This window comes from Rhodoligotrophos appendicifer (genome assembly GCF_007474605.1).
Taxonomy (GTDB): Bacteria; Pseudomonadota; Alphaproteobacteria; order Rhizobiales; family Im1; genus Rhodoligotrophos; species Rhodoligotrophos appendicifer.
On the sequence record NZ_VHKL01000018.1, the window covers coordinates 1 to 13,371 of the forward strand.

Genomic DNA, 13,371 nt, shown 5'->3' on the forward strand with positions numbered 1-13,371 from the left:
AGGGGGAGGCAAGGGGGTGTGGGTGGAGGCGGGCTAGGGGGGAGGAAACGTTTAAAATCGGCCGCAGTGAGGAGAAGGAGGTCTCTCCTTCTCCTCTTTCGACAAAGAGCGTCAAAATTTGGCTTTGCGGTTTCGAAGTGTCTAAATACATCGCTTGTCGGGCCTTAAAGTGCGTAGCTATGAACTTGCTGCTGCCATCACGATCTGCACGATGCCCATCAGCAGGCTGGCGATCCCCGTTATCCCGGCGAGCGTAGTAGAGCGTAAGAGGCGCATGATCTCGGGCCAGAGTGGATCTGGAGTTTCGATCAGCTTTTCGGCAGACTCAATTAATGCCATGGCATTTGCCTTATGAGCATTAGAGAGTTTGGCGGATTCGACGACTACTCGAATATCCCTGAGAATGTTCTGGATCTCAGACTTTTGATTTTCAGATAAGTTATATTGGCCAGTCCATGCAACGCTGTCCACCCTGACAGAAATATCGCCTTTCTGCACTGCGTCCAACCCTGCGGCGGTGATCTGAAACAGTCTGCCGCCGGACATTTGATATGCCTGACGCGTGATAACCAATCCTACGGACTCTAGGTCATCTGTCAGGGTCAAAATGTATTGACTAGAACCCTCAATCTGCGTGTGTTTCCTGATCGTCGAGATGGTGCAGTATCGTTTGTCTCCGCCAATCAGGCGTTGGTGTAAGTATCTAAGGATCTTTAGCTGATCAGTTTTTGAATTCAATCCGATCTCCTCTGAGATTTAACTATCTCATCTACCAAAAAATCCAGCCATGCATCGTTGTAGGTGTAGCTGTTGTAAGCCTTATGGAAGATGCAATAGGTGCGGTTGGCGTTTTCCCCCTTGCCGGCCCGCACGTTGTGTCTCTTCCATGCTTCCGTGTGGTTGCTGACCGTAAAGCGACGGCCGCTTCTCCGACTGACAAGAGCGGCCACCTCACTGGGTTTATAGGGGTAGAGCTCGTCAGAAATCTTGTACTTTTGGAGGACGTTGTGAACGCTCTTTCCCTCAGCAGAATCTGGCGTCAGAAACTGGATATGTGCACTTCCCTTTGAAGCGCTGTCTAACGTGTAAACAACCCGAAATTGATATTCCAGGTCACTCAACTCCTCCTCTGAGAGCTCTGCCGTCAGTCGAGCGTCCAGCGCTGCGATATGCGCTGGAACGTCGTACTGGTGAGGCTGCGCGGCCTGCTCGATCTCAAGCTTGCCGAACTGAAGAGCTACCGAGATTTCGTTTTGAAGACTTAGGCGAGGTCCGTACCAGTCCACAATCGTCCTATCGAAGTTCAGGCAGCAAGCTTGGAAAACAGCGAGCCATCGAGGATCGCTACGTCCCATTAGCCTGTGTTCGACCTCGTCCCGAATGGCTTTGATCGTGTTTAGGTTGTTCTTGATGCCCTTTGACAGCGGAGAGTCGGACTTGTTGAGCATGTAGCTTAGGCCAAAGGTTGTGCCGTCACTGTTCAAGATGTTACCGTCTTGCCTGTGATAAAACTCGTGGAGAAGATAGGTCCACGCAATGTTCGCCAGGATAGCAAACATACCAGCTTTGAACTTGTAGCTGCTGCTATTGAAAATCGTGACCGCGATTATCATTGCTTCGCGCGCACGAATCAACCGCTCGTCATCGTAAATATTGAGGCCGGTTATAGGGTCAAAGCTAAGCTTCCACTTCTTAAAAAATTCTATTTCTGCCTCTGAGGCGGGCTCGACAAAATTGTCTTTTTTGACACCAGAAATACGGCCGAAGTTAACTGTTGGAGTTCGCTGATAGTTAATGAGCGCATGGATATCCTGGCTCCGCTCGCCACAAAAAAGTAAGGCCTTTACTATCCGCTTCTCAAATGTAGTCAGTCCCCCGCCTTTTGACATCATCGCCTCCGCTTACTACTAAGTTGATATTTTTGTTTAGAGGGAACTCAGCGCAAAAGGTTCTCAGGTTAACGCTAACATGCGAAGCTTCTGTGAAAAACATGAACAGGTCGGACGTGAAAACATTAGCGTCCATGGCGACAAGCCACTTCAGCGCGCCAATTGCCCGGTAAATCTTCATTCAAATATTATGAACTGTCGTTCGTTATCCTGACAAGTAAGTTTAAGATCTAAAATATTTTCTTCGCAGCTTTGAGTTCCCTTGGCTATCGATTCATTATTGTTACTGAGCAAGGCCGAAACGGCGCTTTGCGCTTCCTCAGGATGAGGTTCTCCCTTGGGACGGATCCTTCGAGACGGGTGGGGAGGCCGCTCGGATGAGGGTTTCCCTTGGGGCTAGTCCTTCGAGACGCGCCCTGCGGTCGCTCCTCAGGATGAGGATTACCCCAAGGCTTTGGGGCGGAGGGTTTGGCGGTCCCGGGTCTGCACGGCACCGCTGCGCGGTGCAGTGCGCCCGGGATAACCCGGGGTGGGTGCTTCGGGACGGCGGAGCGGTTGCGGATCCTTGCGGAGCGTCATCCCGGGCTTGACCCGCGGTCCCGGGCCCCAGGGGAAAGTGTTGCGTGTGTGGCCCCTGGATCCTCGGGTCAAGCCCGAGGATGACGGGTGGGGGGGGCGATGGGGGGGCTTTCCCCTGCGGGACGGGGTCCCGGATCTGCGCAGCACCGCTTCGCGCTGCGGCGCGTCCGGGATGACCGGTGTGGGGGGTGCGCTGCGGTGCGTCCGGGATGACGGGTTTGGGGGGTGCGCTGCGGCGCGTCCGGGATGACGGGTTTGGGGTGCAGCAAGGGAGGACGGTGTTGTCATGGGGTTGTTAAGGCTGCTGTTCAATTGTGTGGCGTCGGCGGTGGTCTGGGGTTAGCGTCGGGCGGATTGGGGGCTCGAGGGCCGGCGCTTCGTTCTGCTGCGCCCCGTCGTCGCCATCAGGAGGATATATCGCCCATGAAAATACCCCAGATCCGCTTCGCGCTGCTGCTGCTCGGCAGCCTGGTCTCGGCGTCGGCCGTGGCCTCGGCGCAGGAGGCGGCCAAGCCGCATGTGCCGCTGCAGAAGACCATCGGCCAGGTCACCCATACGGCGCCCGAGCCGTCGCTCGCCGTGATCAATTCGACCGGCGCCACGCTGGACGGCACGAAGCTGACCCTGACGGGCGTTGCGCCGAATTCCATCGTCTTCGCCGACCGGCCGGTGCGCGCGGCCGGGCATGTGACGACGAAGCAGTTCATCATGCAGTGGGACGAGGGCAAGGACAGCTTCGCCAAAGATCCGCCGAACGCCACCATCTCGGTCCTGGGCGGGGACGGGTCGGCGGTCGAGGATGCCGTGGTGACGCTCAAGAAGCCGGTGCTGGAGGGCACGACGCTGACCTTCGAGGTCGCGGTGCTTGAAGGCAGCCTGTCGGGCGGCAGCGGGCCGGCGGCGCTGTTCATCGACTTCTTCGCGGCCCATTACGGCGGCTATCACGGCGGCGTGACGGTCGGCCATGTGGGCGGCTATGGCTATCACGGCGGCGGGGCCTATTGGCATGCACCGGCCTATCACGGCGCCTGGTACGGCGCCGGTGCGGTGGCGGGCGCGGCGGTCGCCGGTGCGGCGGTCGGTGCGGCGGCAGCGACGGCGGCTCCCTATTACCGGCCGGCCTGCGGCTATTACCCCTATCCGCCCTGCTATTGAGGCTTCGTCCTTCGAGACGGCCCCCCATGGGGGCCTCCTCAGGATGAGGGGTGGAGGGGCCTCCTCAGGATGAGGGGGAGGCGGGCCGGATCGAGCGCGGCCATGAGCTGAGCGCAAGGCTTCCCTGCGGGAGGCCTTGCGAAATTCGTTTGTCGCGGAGATGCGCAGGGGTTTACATCCGCGGCCATGAGTGCTGCGCCTGATGCATCGGACCCCGAGGTCTTCGTTACCGAGCGCGACCCGAAGCTGCGGCTGCTGATCCCGCTCATCGTCGCCGTCGCCTTCCTCATCGAGCAGCTCGACCAGACCATCATCACCACCGCCATCCCGGCCATGGCGCTGAGCCTCGGGACGACGCCGATCCGGCTCAATCTGGCGATCACCGCCTATATCCTGACGCTCGCCGTGTTCATCCCGGTGTCGGGCTGGTTCGCCGACCGGTTCGGGGCGCGGACGATCTTCGCGCTGGCGCTGTTCATCTTCACCCTCGGCTCGGCCCTGTGCGGCATGGCGAATTCGTTCGAGATGCTGGTGGCGACGCGGGCGCTGCAGGGGATCGGGGGCGCGATGATGACGCCGGTGGGGCGGCTGATCCTGCTGCGCTCGTTCCCGCGCGCCCGGCTGGTGACGGCGATGACGTATATGACGCTGCCCGCCATCATCGGGCCGGTGGCGGGGCCGCTCCTGGGGGGCGTGCTGACGACATATGCGTCGTGGCGGTGGATCTTCTATGTGAATGTGCCGATCGGGCTTTTGGGCATGGTGCTGGCGCTGCGCTATGTGGAGAATACGAAAGCACCGCAGCTCGCGCGGTTCGATTTCAAGGGCTTCGTCATGGTGGGGCTGGGGGCGGCCTTGCTGCAGTTCGGACTGGAGAATGTGGGGCGGCCGATGCTGCCGGTGCCGGCCATCGTGCTGGTGCTGGCGGCTTCGGCGCTGATGCTGCTCGGCTTCGTGCGGCATGCGCGTAGGGTCGCAGCACCGGCCGTGGACCTCACGCTGTTCCGCGAGCGCGCCTTCGCGGTGGGGACGCTGGCGGGAGGATTGTGCCGGGTGGGGCTCAACGGCACGCCGTTCCTGCTGCCGCTGATGCTGCAGGTGGGCTTCGGCATGAGCCCCGTCCTGTCCGGCTCGCTCACCTTCGCCAGCAGCCTGGGGGTCGTGCTGGTGAGGCCGTCGCTGTCGCCGCTGCTGAAGCGCTTCGGCTTCGACCGGGTGCTGATCGCCAGCGCGGTCTTCAGCGCGCTGTTCACCGCGGGCTTTGCCCTGATCGAGCCGGGGACGCCGCATTGGGCGATCGGGACCTACGTGTTCGCCTTCGGGCTCATGCGCTCGCTGCAGTTCATGACCTCGAACACGCTGTCCTATGCGGACCTGCCGAGCGAGAAGCTGTCGCGGGGCACGAGCCTGGGCGGCGTGCTGCAGCAGCTGAGCGTGAGCTTCGGGGTGTCGATCGCGGCCACGCTGCTGGCGCTGGTGAGCGTGGGCAGCCACGAGCTCACCCCGGCGCGGTTCCACGAGGTGTTCCTGCTGCTGGCAGTGATCCCGCTGCTGTCGATCCCGGGCTTCCTGCTGCTGAAGCCGGAAGACGGGCGACAGGTGAGCCGGCATGTCAGGGACTGATGCAGCCTGCAGCTGCTGTGCCGGCGGCAGGAGTGGTGTCAGCGCGGCGCGGCGGCGCGGGCGAGCCGGTCGTTGATGGCCTCGCCGAGGCCGTGATGGGGAACCGGGGCTGCGGCAATGGTGGAGGACCGGCTGACGGCCTCGGCGTCGAGCTCGTGCAGCAGGCGGAACAAATTGGCAGCGGCCTCGATGAGATCGCCGCCGGGCGAGAGATTGCGCATGGGGCCGTCATGAGGGGCGGCCGGTCCGAAGGCGAGATAGGCCTCGCCGGGGGCCGGGGCCGTCACGTTCAGGCGCAGGGCTGCACGCGGCGCGTAATGGCTGAGGAGCTGGCCCGGCGCGGTGGGACGATCGGGATCGGCGGCACAATCCGCCAGCCGCCCCTCGAGACAGCGCTCGATCGCCTCGCGGGCGAGGCCGCCGGGGCGCAGCAGCGTCGGCGCGGATCCCAGACAGGCGATAATCGTCGATTCGAGGCCGATGCCGGTGGCGCCGGCGTCGAGGATCCGGTCGACCCGGTCGCCGAGGCTGGCGGCCACATGAGCGGCCAGAGTCGGGCTGATCGAGCCGGAGCGGTTGGCGCTGGGTGCCGCCAGCGGCCGGCCACAGGCGCGCAGCAGGGCTTGGGCCGTTTCGTGGGCGGGGACGCGCAGGGCGATCGTGTCGAGCCCGGCCGAGGCCAGAGCGGAGATCGGGCAGCCGGGTGCGCGCGGCACGACCAGGGTCAGGGGACCCGGCCAGAAGGCCTGTGCCAGGCGTTCGGCGGCCGCATCGAAGCTGCCCAGGACGCGGGCGGCAGCGAGATCTTCGACATGGATGATGAGCGGATTGAAGCTGGGCCGGCCCTTCGCCTCGAAGATGCGGGCCACGGCCCGGTCCGAGGTTGCGTCCGCGCCCAGGCCGTAGACCGTCTCGGTGGGAAAGGCCACGAGGTTGCCATGGCCCAGACAATCGGCCGCCGAGGCGATATTCTCCGGGGTCGCGGGCAGGATTTGCAGGCCGCGGGCCTCATGTCCGATTGACGCCACGGCGCTGACCCCTACATTCCATGCACAAATAGAAATTCACACGCGTATCGCGCCGGCCTGCCCCGCGCGCTCAAGCCAGGAAGCCTCCAATGCCTTATACCCCACAGGTCGACGACCTCAAGCATGTGCTCGGTTCCATCACCGGATTCCGCCAACTGGTGGAGGAGGGGCTGTTCCCGGACCTCACCGCAGACACGCTGGACCAGATCCTGGAGGAGGCGGGCCGCTTTGCCGGAGAGGTCCTCGCGCCGCTCAATGTGGTGGGCGACCGGGTCGGCGCCAAGCGCAATGCGGACGGCTCCGTGACGACAGCGCCGGGCTGGCGGGAGGCCTATACGCGGTGGGTGGAGGCAGGATGGGGCGCGCTGCCGTCGCCGGTCGATTATGGCGGCCAGGGCCTGCCGGTTTCGGTAGGGCTTGCGGTGCAGGAATTGTGGAACACCGCGGCCATGGCCTTCGGGCTCGGACCGCTGCTCACGCAAGGAGCGGCGGATGCGCTGCATCAACATGGCAGCGAGGCCCTCAAGAGCATCTATTTGCCGAAGCTCGCCACCGGGGAATGGTCGGGCACCATGGTGCTGACCGAGCCGCAGGCCGGCACCGATCTCGCCGCCATCAAGACCAAGGCCGAGCCGCAAGGCGACGGCACCTACAGAGTTCAGGGCACGAAGATCTTCATCACCTATGGCGAACATGATCTCGTGGACAATATCGTGCATTTCGTCCTGGCACGGGTCGTGGGGGCGCCGGAGGGCACGCGCGGGATCTCCATGTTCCTGGTGCCGAAGGTGCTCGTGAACGAAGACGGCAGCCTGGGCGCGCGCAACGACGTCAAATGCCTGGCGCTGGAGCACAAGCTCGGAATCCATGCGAGCCCCACCTGCGTCATGGCCTATGGCGAAGAGGACGGTGCGGTGGGCTATCTCGTGGGGCAGGAAAATCGCGGCCTCAACTGCATGTTCACGATGATGAATTCGGCCCGGCTGCATGTGGGGATGCAGGGTGTGGCCGTCGGCGAGCGGGCGTTCCAGCATGCGCTGGGCTATGCCCAGGACCGGAAACAGGGAAAGCGGTCGGGATCGGACCAGATGGTGCCGATCATCACGCATCCGGACGTCAAGCGCATGCTGCTGGACATGAAGGCGAAGGTCGCGGCATCGCGGGCGATCTGCTTTGCCACCGCCTATGCCCTCGACGTCGCCCGCCATGGGCGGACGGAGGAGGAGCGGCTCCATCATGAAATGCTGGCCCAGCTGCTCACGCCGGTCGCCAAGGCATTTCCCACCGACATGGGCGTGGATGTGGCCTCGACCGGCATTCAGGTGCATGGCGGCATGGGCTTCATCGAAGAGACGGGCGCTGCGCAATATTACCGTGATGCGCGGATCGCGCCCATCTATGAGGGCACCAACGGCGTGCAGGCGATCGACCTGGTGGGACGCAAGCTGCCGCTGGGCGAAGGCCGCGTGGTCGCCGGGCTGATCAAGGAGCTGCGCGGCATCGCCGAGGAGGCGCGGGCGGTGAACGATCCGGCCTTCGGCAAGACGGCCGAGCGGGTGGGCGAGGCGGTTGCCGATCTCGAGGAGGCGACGGCCTGGATGCTGAAGGCGCTGGCGCGCAACCAGGACGAAGCCATGGCCGGAGCGACGCGCTATCTGAAGCTGTTCGGGCTGGCCGCCGGCGGCGCCTGGCTGACCAAGGGGGCGCTGCAGGACCGGACCAACGGACATGTGCCGACGGCGCGGTTCTTCGCCGAACAGGCCCTGCCGGAGACGGGGGCGCTGAAGCGCAGCGTCATGGAGGGCGCGGATGCGGTGCTGGAGGCAGCCCTCTAGGCGGTGTGCGTGGGCGGGTTTGCCAGCGGGTGTGCCGGCGGGTTTGCCTCTGCCGCCCGGGGTCCCGGCTCTGCGCGGACGCACGCGTCCGCTGCGGCCGGGATGACCGGGATGCTTTCTTTTCGACCCTTTCAGGCTGAGCAGTCGAGGGATTTTCCGTTTTCCCTTGCGGGAGAGGGATCTTTATAAGGAGCTTCATGAACACTCTTCTTCTCACGCATCCGGATTGTCTCGAGCATGAGACGCCGAAGGGGCATCCGGAACGGGTCGATCGGCTGCGCGCCATCAACCAGATCCTGGCCGCGCCGCATTTCCAGAGGCTCGACCGGCTCGAGGCCCCGCGCGGCCTGCGGGAATCGGTGCTGCTGGCCCATGAGGAATCCTATGTCTCGCGCATCGAGGAGGCGGTCCCGTCGGAGGGGATGGAGGCGGTCGACCCCGACACCTGGCTGTCGCCCCGATCTCTGGATGCGGCCTTGCGCGGGGTGGGGGCCGCGACCCGGGCGGTCGATGCCGTGTTCAATGGGGAGGCCGTGAACGCCTTCTGCGCCACGCGACCGCCGGGACACCATGCCGAAAGCGACAAGGCCATGGGCTTCTGTTTCTTCAACAATGCGGCGATCGCCGCCCTGCATGCGCGCGAGAACCACAATGCGCAGCGGGTGGCGGTCGTCGATTTCGACGTGCATCACGGCAATGGCACGCAGGAGATCTTCTGGTCTGACCGGGACCTGTTCTACGGCTCGACCCACCAGATGCCGCTGTTCCCGGGCACCGGCGAGATGTCGGAAACGGGGGTGGGCAACATCGTGAACGCGCCATTGCGGGCGGGCGACGGGTCGGACCGGTTCCGCGAGGCGATGATGTCGACCATCCTGCCGGCGCTGGATGCCTTCGAGCCCGATTTGATCGTGGTCTCCGCCGGCTTCGATGCCCATCGCGACGATCCTCTGGGCAGCCTGCAGCTGAGCGAAGAGGACTTCATCTGGATCACGCTCCGGCTCCTGGAACTCGCCGACCAGCATTGCGAAGGGCGGCTGGTGTCGGTCCTGGAAGGCGGCTACGACCTGCGCGCATTGGCGAGCTCGGTCGGATGCCACGTACAGACCCTGATGCGGGCGGCGGAGATCTCATGATGACGGACAAGCAGGACGTGGCAGGCCTGAGCTTCGAGACGGCGTTGAAGGAACTCGAAGGCATCGTCGACCGGCTCGAGGCGGGCAAGGTCGATCTCGAGGAATCGATCACCATCTATGCCCGCGGCGAGGCCCTGAAAGCCCATTGCGAGGCCTTGCTGAAATCGGCGGAAGCCCGGATCGAGAAGATCACCCTGAAGCCGGACGGAACGGTAGCGGGAACGGTGCCGCTGGACGTGGAGTAGGCGTGGCCCTTCGAGACGCAGCCTTGCGGCTGCTCCTCAGGATGAGAGCACCTTGCCTGGGTGCGGAGCCCTTGGCGGTCCCGGGTCTGCGCGGACGCGGTCGTCCGCTGCGGCCGGGATGACGGTGCGGGAGTGCCATGCGCTTGGGATGACGGAGAGGGAATGGCGCGACAGAGGCTCGACCTCAGGCTGGTGGCGGCGGGGCTGGTGTCCAGCCGGGCGCGGGCTCAGGCGGCGGTTTCGGGCGGGCTGGTGCGGGTCGATGGCGCGGTCGCAACGAAGGCCGCGATGCTGGTGAGGGGGGATGCCCTTCTCAGCGTGGAGGCGGCACCGGAGCTTGCCTATGTCTCGCGCGCCGCCCTCAAGCTTCTCCACGGTCTCGACCATTTCGAGATCGAGGTCGCGGACACGGTGGCGCTGGATCTCGGGGCCTCGACCGGCGGCTTCACCCAGGTGCTGCTGGCGAGGGGTGCTGCCCGGGTGTTCGCTGTGGATGTGGGCCATGGCCAGCTCGATGCCGCGATCGCCGCGGATCCTCGCGTGACGGCGATCGAAGGGCTGAATGCGCGCGATGTGGATGCCGCCACGGTTCCCGTGGCCCCGCAGCTCGTCGTCTGCGATGTGAGCTTCATCAGCCTCAAGCTGGCGCTGCCGGCGAGCCTCGCCCTGGCGGCGCCGCGGGCGGAGCTGTTGGCGCTCATCAAGCCGCAATTCGAGGTCGGCCGCCAGGGCCTGGGCAAGGGCGGCATCGTGCGCGATCCCGCCCTGCAGGAGCAAGCCTGCACCGACATCGCGACCTTTCTGGAGGCGGAGATGGGGTGGGCGGTGCAAGGGGTGACGCCGTCGCCGATCACCGGGGGCGACGGTAACCAAGAATATCTGATCGCGGCACGGGGGCCGAGATAGCGATATGATCGTGCAGCGGATATAATCGCCGCCCCTTCCCAAGCTCGAGGATCACTTTCATGCGCAATGACGAGACTTTGTCGGCCGAAGAGAAGAAGACGCTGGCCCATGGCCTGTCCCGGGTTCTGGCGGACAGCTTCAAGCTCTATCAGAAGACCCACGGGTTCCATTGGAACATCGAGGCGGCGAATTTTCACGACCTGCACCTGATGCTGGAGGAACAATATCGCGACATCTGGGATGCGGTGGACGTGATCGCCGAGCGGATCCGCGCATTGGGCCATTATGCGCCGTCGACGGCGACCGATTTCAGCCAGCTGTCGGAGATCGAGGAGGAGCGCGGCGTGCCCGAGGCCAAGGCGATGCTGAAGCAGCTGGTGGCCGACAATGAGACGGTGGTGCGGACCATGCGCGACATCCGGCCGAAAGTGGAAGAGGCCGGCGACACCGCCACCGGCAGCATGCTGGACGACCGGCTGCAGGTGCATGACAAATATATCTGGATGCTGAAGGCGACGCTGAAAGACGGCGGCAAGGGCACGAAGTCGGTGCTGGAGACGCTGACCTAGGCCGCTCAGCCGTTCTGGGCGCGGTTCAGGAGAAAATGGTCGGCGAGGACCAGGGCCATCATGGCTTCGCCGACGGGGACCGCGCGGATGCCGACGCAGGGGTCGTGACGGCCTTTGGTGACGATCTCGGTGTCCTCGCCCGCAGCCGTCACCGTATGGCGGGGGCTGAGGATGGAGGAGGTGGGCTTCACGGCGAAGCGGACGATGATGTCCTGGCCGGTGGAGATGCCGCCCAGGATGCCGCCGGCATGGTTGGAGGCGAAATCGACGGCGCCGTCGACCATGCGCATCTCGTCGGCATTGGTCTCGCCGGTGAGGCTGGCCGCCTCGAAGCCCTCGCCGATCTCGACCGCCTTCACCGCATTGATGCTCATCATGGCGGAGGCGAGATCCTGGTCGAGCTTGGCATAAAGGGGTGCGCCGAGGCCGGGCGGTGCGCCTGAGGCGATCACCTCGATGACGGCGCCGGCGGAGGAGCCGGCCTTGCGGACCTGGTCGAGATGGGCCTCCCACAGGCGGGCGGTCTCGGCATCGGGGCAGAAGAAGGGGTTGCGGGCGACCTCGTCCCAGTCCCAACGGGCGCGGTCGATCCGGTGCGGGCCGATCTGGACCAGGGCGCCGCGGATCGTGATCCCAGGCACGACCTTGCGGGCGACGGCGCCGGCAGCGACCCGGGCGGCGGTCTCGCGAGCGGAAGAGCGGCCGCCGCCGCGATAGTCGCGGATGCCGTATTTCTTCAGATAGGTGTAGTCGGCATGGCCGGGGCGGAACTTGTCGCGGATGTCGGCGTAATCCTTGGAGCGCTGGTCGGTGTTCTCGATCATCAAGGCGATGGGCGTGCCGGTGGTGCGGGGGCCGTCGCTGCGGTCATCCTCGAAGGTGCCGGAGAGGATGCGGACGCGGTCGTCCTCGCGGCGCTGGGTCGTGAAGCGCGACTGTCCCGGCTTGCGGCGATCGAGGTCGCGCTGGATATCGGCCTCGGTGAGGGACAGGCCCGGCGGGCAGCCGTCGATCACGCAGCCCAGGGCCGGCCCGTGGCTCTCGCCGAAGGTGGTCATGCGGAAGATGTGGCCGAAGCTGTTATGCGACATGAAACGGGTTCTAGGGCGCGGGAGGCCGCGCGGCAAGGGCAGGTTGATTCAGTCTGGCGGGAAACGCGGCCAAGGCCCTGGGGGAGGCGGCTGCTTGGTTAAACTTCAGTTAAAAGTTTAACGAAAGGGCGCGGCGGATTCCGGATCTCGGCCGCCGGCGCTAAGCGGTTGATCGGATTCAGAGGACGGATCCGACTCACTTTATGAACAGTTTGACTCAATTTATCAGCATCGCGCGCTAAGCGTCTGAGGGGATTCAGCGAACGGCTCAGGGGATCACGGTGTGCCGGCGCAGGGTCGCGAGGGCGTCGAGGATCGACTGCTCGGTGTCGATGGCGTCGGGAAAACCATGCTGCCGGGACTTCACGATGGAGGAGAGATCGTCCCAGTCGGCGCGGAAGAGGAAGTCGCCGAAGGTCCAGTTGGCGAGGCTGGCGAGGGGGTGCGGAGCGAGGTTGCGGGCGGTGATCAGGGCCTGCCATTCGGCGTCGGCGCCGGACATGATCGCGGCCAGGGGGGCATTGCGGACCTGGCCTAAGGGCACGGCGAAGAACTCCGCCAGACGCGGCCAGAGATTGGACCAGCGGAAATAGTCGCCATTGATGATGTTGTAGGATTGGTTGGCGCAGACGGGATCGGTCGCGGCCCAGACCATGGCGCGGGCCAGGAGGCGGGCGTCGGTCGCCTGGCTGATCGAGTGATAGCAGGCTTCGGTGCCGGGGAAATCCAAGGGCTGGCCCCGGGCGGCGCAGAGGGCGCCATAGGCGCCGAGAAGGGTGACGAGGTTGAAGGGGTAGCCCGTCGTGGGGGCGCAGACGATGTGGGGGCGCACCGTCGACCAGGTCCAGTCGCGGCCCCGCTGCAAGCGCTCCACGTCGTCGAGCTGGTCGTAATAGAAGTTGGGACCGGCATGGCGCGGATCGCTTTCCCGGGCCGGCGTGCGGTAGGGGCCGAGATGGCTGCCATACCATTTCGTGCCATGGACGAGGCTCACATGCTCCAGGGAGGGCGAGGCGGCCAGCGGCTCCAGGATATGGGCCAGCATGGCGCGATTCATGGCGGCTTCGGCGGGCGCGTCGGGATTGCTGTAGCGGGCGCAGTAGAAGAGATGGGTGACGGTGCCGAGATGCACGGCCGCTTCACGACAGGCGCGGGCGTCGGCGAGGTCGAGGGCGAGATGACGCCAGCCGGGACTTGCCGGCGGGGCCTTGCGCGACAGGCCGGTGACCGTCCAGTCGCCGAGGCTGACGAGATGATCGACCAAAGTGGTGCCGACAATGCCGAGGGCACCGGCGATCAAAGCGTGGCGGGGCAT

The 13,371-nt window shown here is 64.7% G+C and carries 12 protein-coding genes; 7 read left to right on the plus strand and 5 right to left on the minus strand.

From position 1 onward, the window contains the following. Positions 1–177 precede the first annotated feature (177 nt). Both FKM97_RS24955 and FKM97_RS24960 read right to left on the minus strand, forming a co-directional pair. Positions 178–738 carry a hypothetical protein gene (locus FKM97_RS24955; RefSeq protein ID WP_144295181.1) on the minus strand — a complete coding sequence of 187 codons (561 nt, stop codon included), beginning with the start codon at positions 736–738 and terminating at the stop codon, positions 178–180. Beyond that, entirely contained in the window at positions 735–1,892 is a 1,158-nt protein-coding gene (locus FKM97_RS24960; protein ID WP_144295182.1) for a DUF3644 domain-containing protein, read from the minus strand. Before FKM97_RS24960 ends, FKM97_RS24955 begins: the two co-directional genes overlap by 4 nt. A gap of 999 nt (positions 1,893–2,891) precedes the next feature. Between FKM97_RS24960 and FKM97_RS24965 the strand changes: the two genes are divergently transcribed. Both FKM97_RS24965 and FKM97_RS24970 read left to right on the plus strand, forming a co-directional pair. Next, positions 2,892–3,623: a hypothetical protein gene (locus tag FKM97_RS24965; RefSeq protein WP_144295183.1), complete on the plus strand. Its 732-nt coding sequence runs from the start codon at positions 2,892–2,894 to the stop codon at positions 3,621–3,623. 186 nt (positions 3,624–3,809) lie between these two features. Further along, entirely contained in the window at positions 3,810–5,246 is a 1,437-nt protein-coding gene (locus tag FKM97_RS24970; RefSeq protein WP_144295184.1) for a DHA2 family efflux MFS transporter permease subunit, read from the plus strand. Positions 5,247–5,284: 38 nt separating this feature from the next. On the opposite strand, the gene FKM97_RS24975 is transcribed toward FKM97_RS24970, so the two are convergent. Then, complete coding sequence (locus FKM97_RS24975; protein ID WP_428977946.1) at positions 5,285–6,274, minus strand: L-threonylcarbamoyladenylate synthase; 990 nt, start codon at positions 6,272–6,274, stop codon at positions 5,285–5,287. A gap of 89 nt (positions 6,275–6,363) precedes the next feature. Here FKM97_RS24975 and FKM97_RS24980 point away from each other — a divergent pair, with 89 nt between their 5' ends. The 5 genes from FKM97_RS24980 to FKM97_RS25000 all read left to right on the plus strand — a co-directional run bounded on the left by FKM97_RS24980 (position 6,364) and on the right by FKM97_RS25000 (position 10,965). Next, positions 6,364–8,109: an acyl-CoA dehydrogenase family protein gene (locus tag FKM97_RS24980; RefSeq protein ID WP_144295185.1), complete on the plus strand. Its 1,746-nt coding sequence runs from the start codon at positions 6,364–6,366 to the stop codon at positions 8,107–8,109. 197 nt (positions 8,110–8,306) lie between these two features. Further along, on the plus strand, positions 8,307–9,245 hold the full coding sequence (locus FKM97_RS24985; RefSeq protein ID WP_144295186.1) for a histone deacetylase family protein: 939 nt from the start codon (positions 8,307–8,309) through the stop codon (positions 9,243–9,245). Next, entirely contained in the window at positions 9,245–9,490 is a 246-nt protein-coding gene (locus FKM97_RS24990) for an exodeoxyribonuclease VII small subunit (protein WP_144295233.1), read from the plus strand. The genes FKM97_RS24985 and FKM97_RS24990 overlap by 1 nt, the downstream gene beginning before the upstream one ends. A gap of 162 nt (positions 9,491–9,652) precedes the next feature. Next, positions 9,653–10,396: a TlyA family RNA methyltransferase gene (locus FKM97_RS24995; protein ID WP_144295187.1), complete on the plus strand. Its 744-nt coding sequence runs from the start codon at positions 9,653–9,655 to the stop codon at positions 10,394–10,396. Between the two features lie 59 nt (positions 10,397–10,455). After that, positions 10,456–10,965, plus strand: coding sequence for a Dps family protein (locus FKM97_RS25000; RefSeq protein WP_144295188.1), 510 nt, complete (start codon positions 10,456–10,458; stop codon positions 10,963–10,965). 5 nt (positions 10,966–10,970) lie between these two features. Here FKM97_RS25000 and aroC read toward each other — a convergent pair whose 3' ends face one another. Next, positions 10,971–12,056, minus strand: coding sequence for a chorismate synthase (aroC, locus tag FKM97_RS25005; protein WP_144295189.1), 1,086 nt, complete (start codon positions 12,054–12,056; stop codon positions 10,971–10,973). A gap of 268 nt (positions 12,057–12,324) precedes the next feature. Next, the gene (locus tag FKM97_RS25010) at positions 12,325–13,371 is read right to left on the minus strand and encodes an SDR family oxidoreductase (protein WP_144295190.1); all 1,047 of its coding nucleotides are present in this window, start codon (positions 13,369–13,371) and stop codon (positions 12,325–12,327) included.

Excerpts from the sequence above, each read along its gene's own strand:
- FKM97_RS24960 (WP_144295182.1), bottom strand. The coding sequence starts at position 1,892 with ATGATGTCAAAAGGCGGGGGACTGACTACATTTGAGAAGCGGATAGTA.
- FKM97_RS24965 (WP_144295183.1), top strand. The coding sequence starts at position 2,892 with ATGAAAATACCCCAGATCCGCTTCGCGCTGCTGCTGCTCGGCAGCCTG.
- FKM97_RS24970 (WP_144295184.1), top strand. The coding sequence starts at position 3,810 with ATGAGTGCTGCGCCTGATGCATCGGACCCCGAGGTCTTCGTTACCGAG.
- FKM97_RS24980 (WP_144295185.1), top strand. The coding sequence starts at position 6,364 with ATGCCTTATACCCCACAGGTCGACGACCTCAAGCATGTGCTCGGTTCC.
- FKM97_RS24985 (WP_144295186.1), top strand. The coding sequence starts at position 8,307 with ATGAACACTCTTCTTCTCACGCATCCGGATTGTCTCGAGCATGAGACG.
- FKM97_RS24990 (WP_144295233.1), top strand. The coding sequence starts at position 9,245 with ATGACGGACAAGCAGGACGTGGCAGGCCTGAGCTTCGAGACGGCGTTG.
- FKM97_RS24995 (WP_144295187.1), top strand. The coding sequence starts at position 9,653 with ATGGCGCGACAGAGGCTCGACCTCAGGCTGGTGGCGGCGGGGCTGGTG.
- FKM97_RS25000 (WP_144295188.1), top strand. The coding sequence starts at position 10,456 with ATGCGCAATGACGAGACTTTGTCGGCCGAAGAGAAGAAGACGCTGGCC.
- aroC (WP_144295189.1), bottom strand. The coding sequence starts at position 12,056 with ATGTCGCATAACAGCTTCGGCCACATCTTCCGCATGACCACCTTCGGC.
- FKM97_RS25010 (WP_144295190.1), bottom strand. The coding sequence starts at position 13,371 with ATGCCCCGCCACGCTTTGATCGCCGGTGCCCTCGGCATTGTCGGCACC.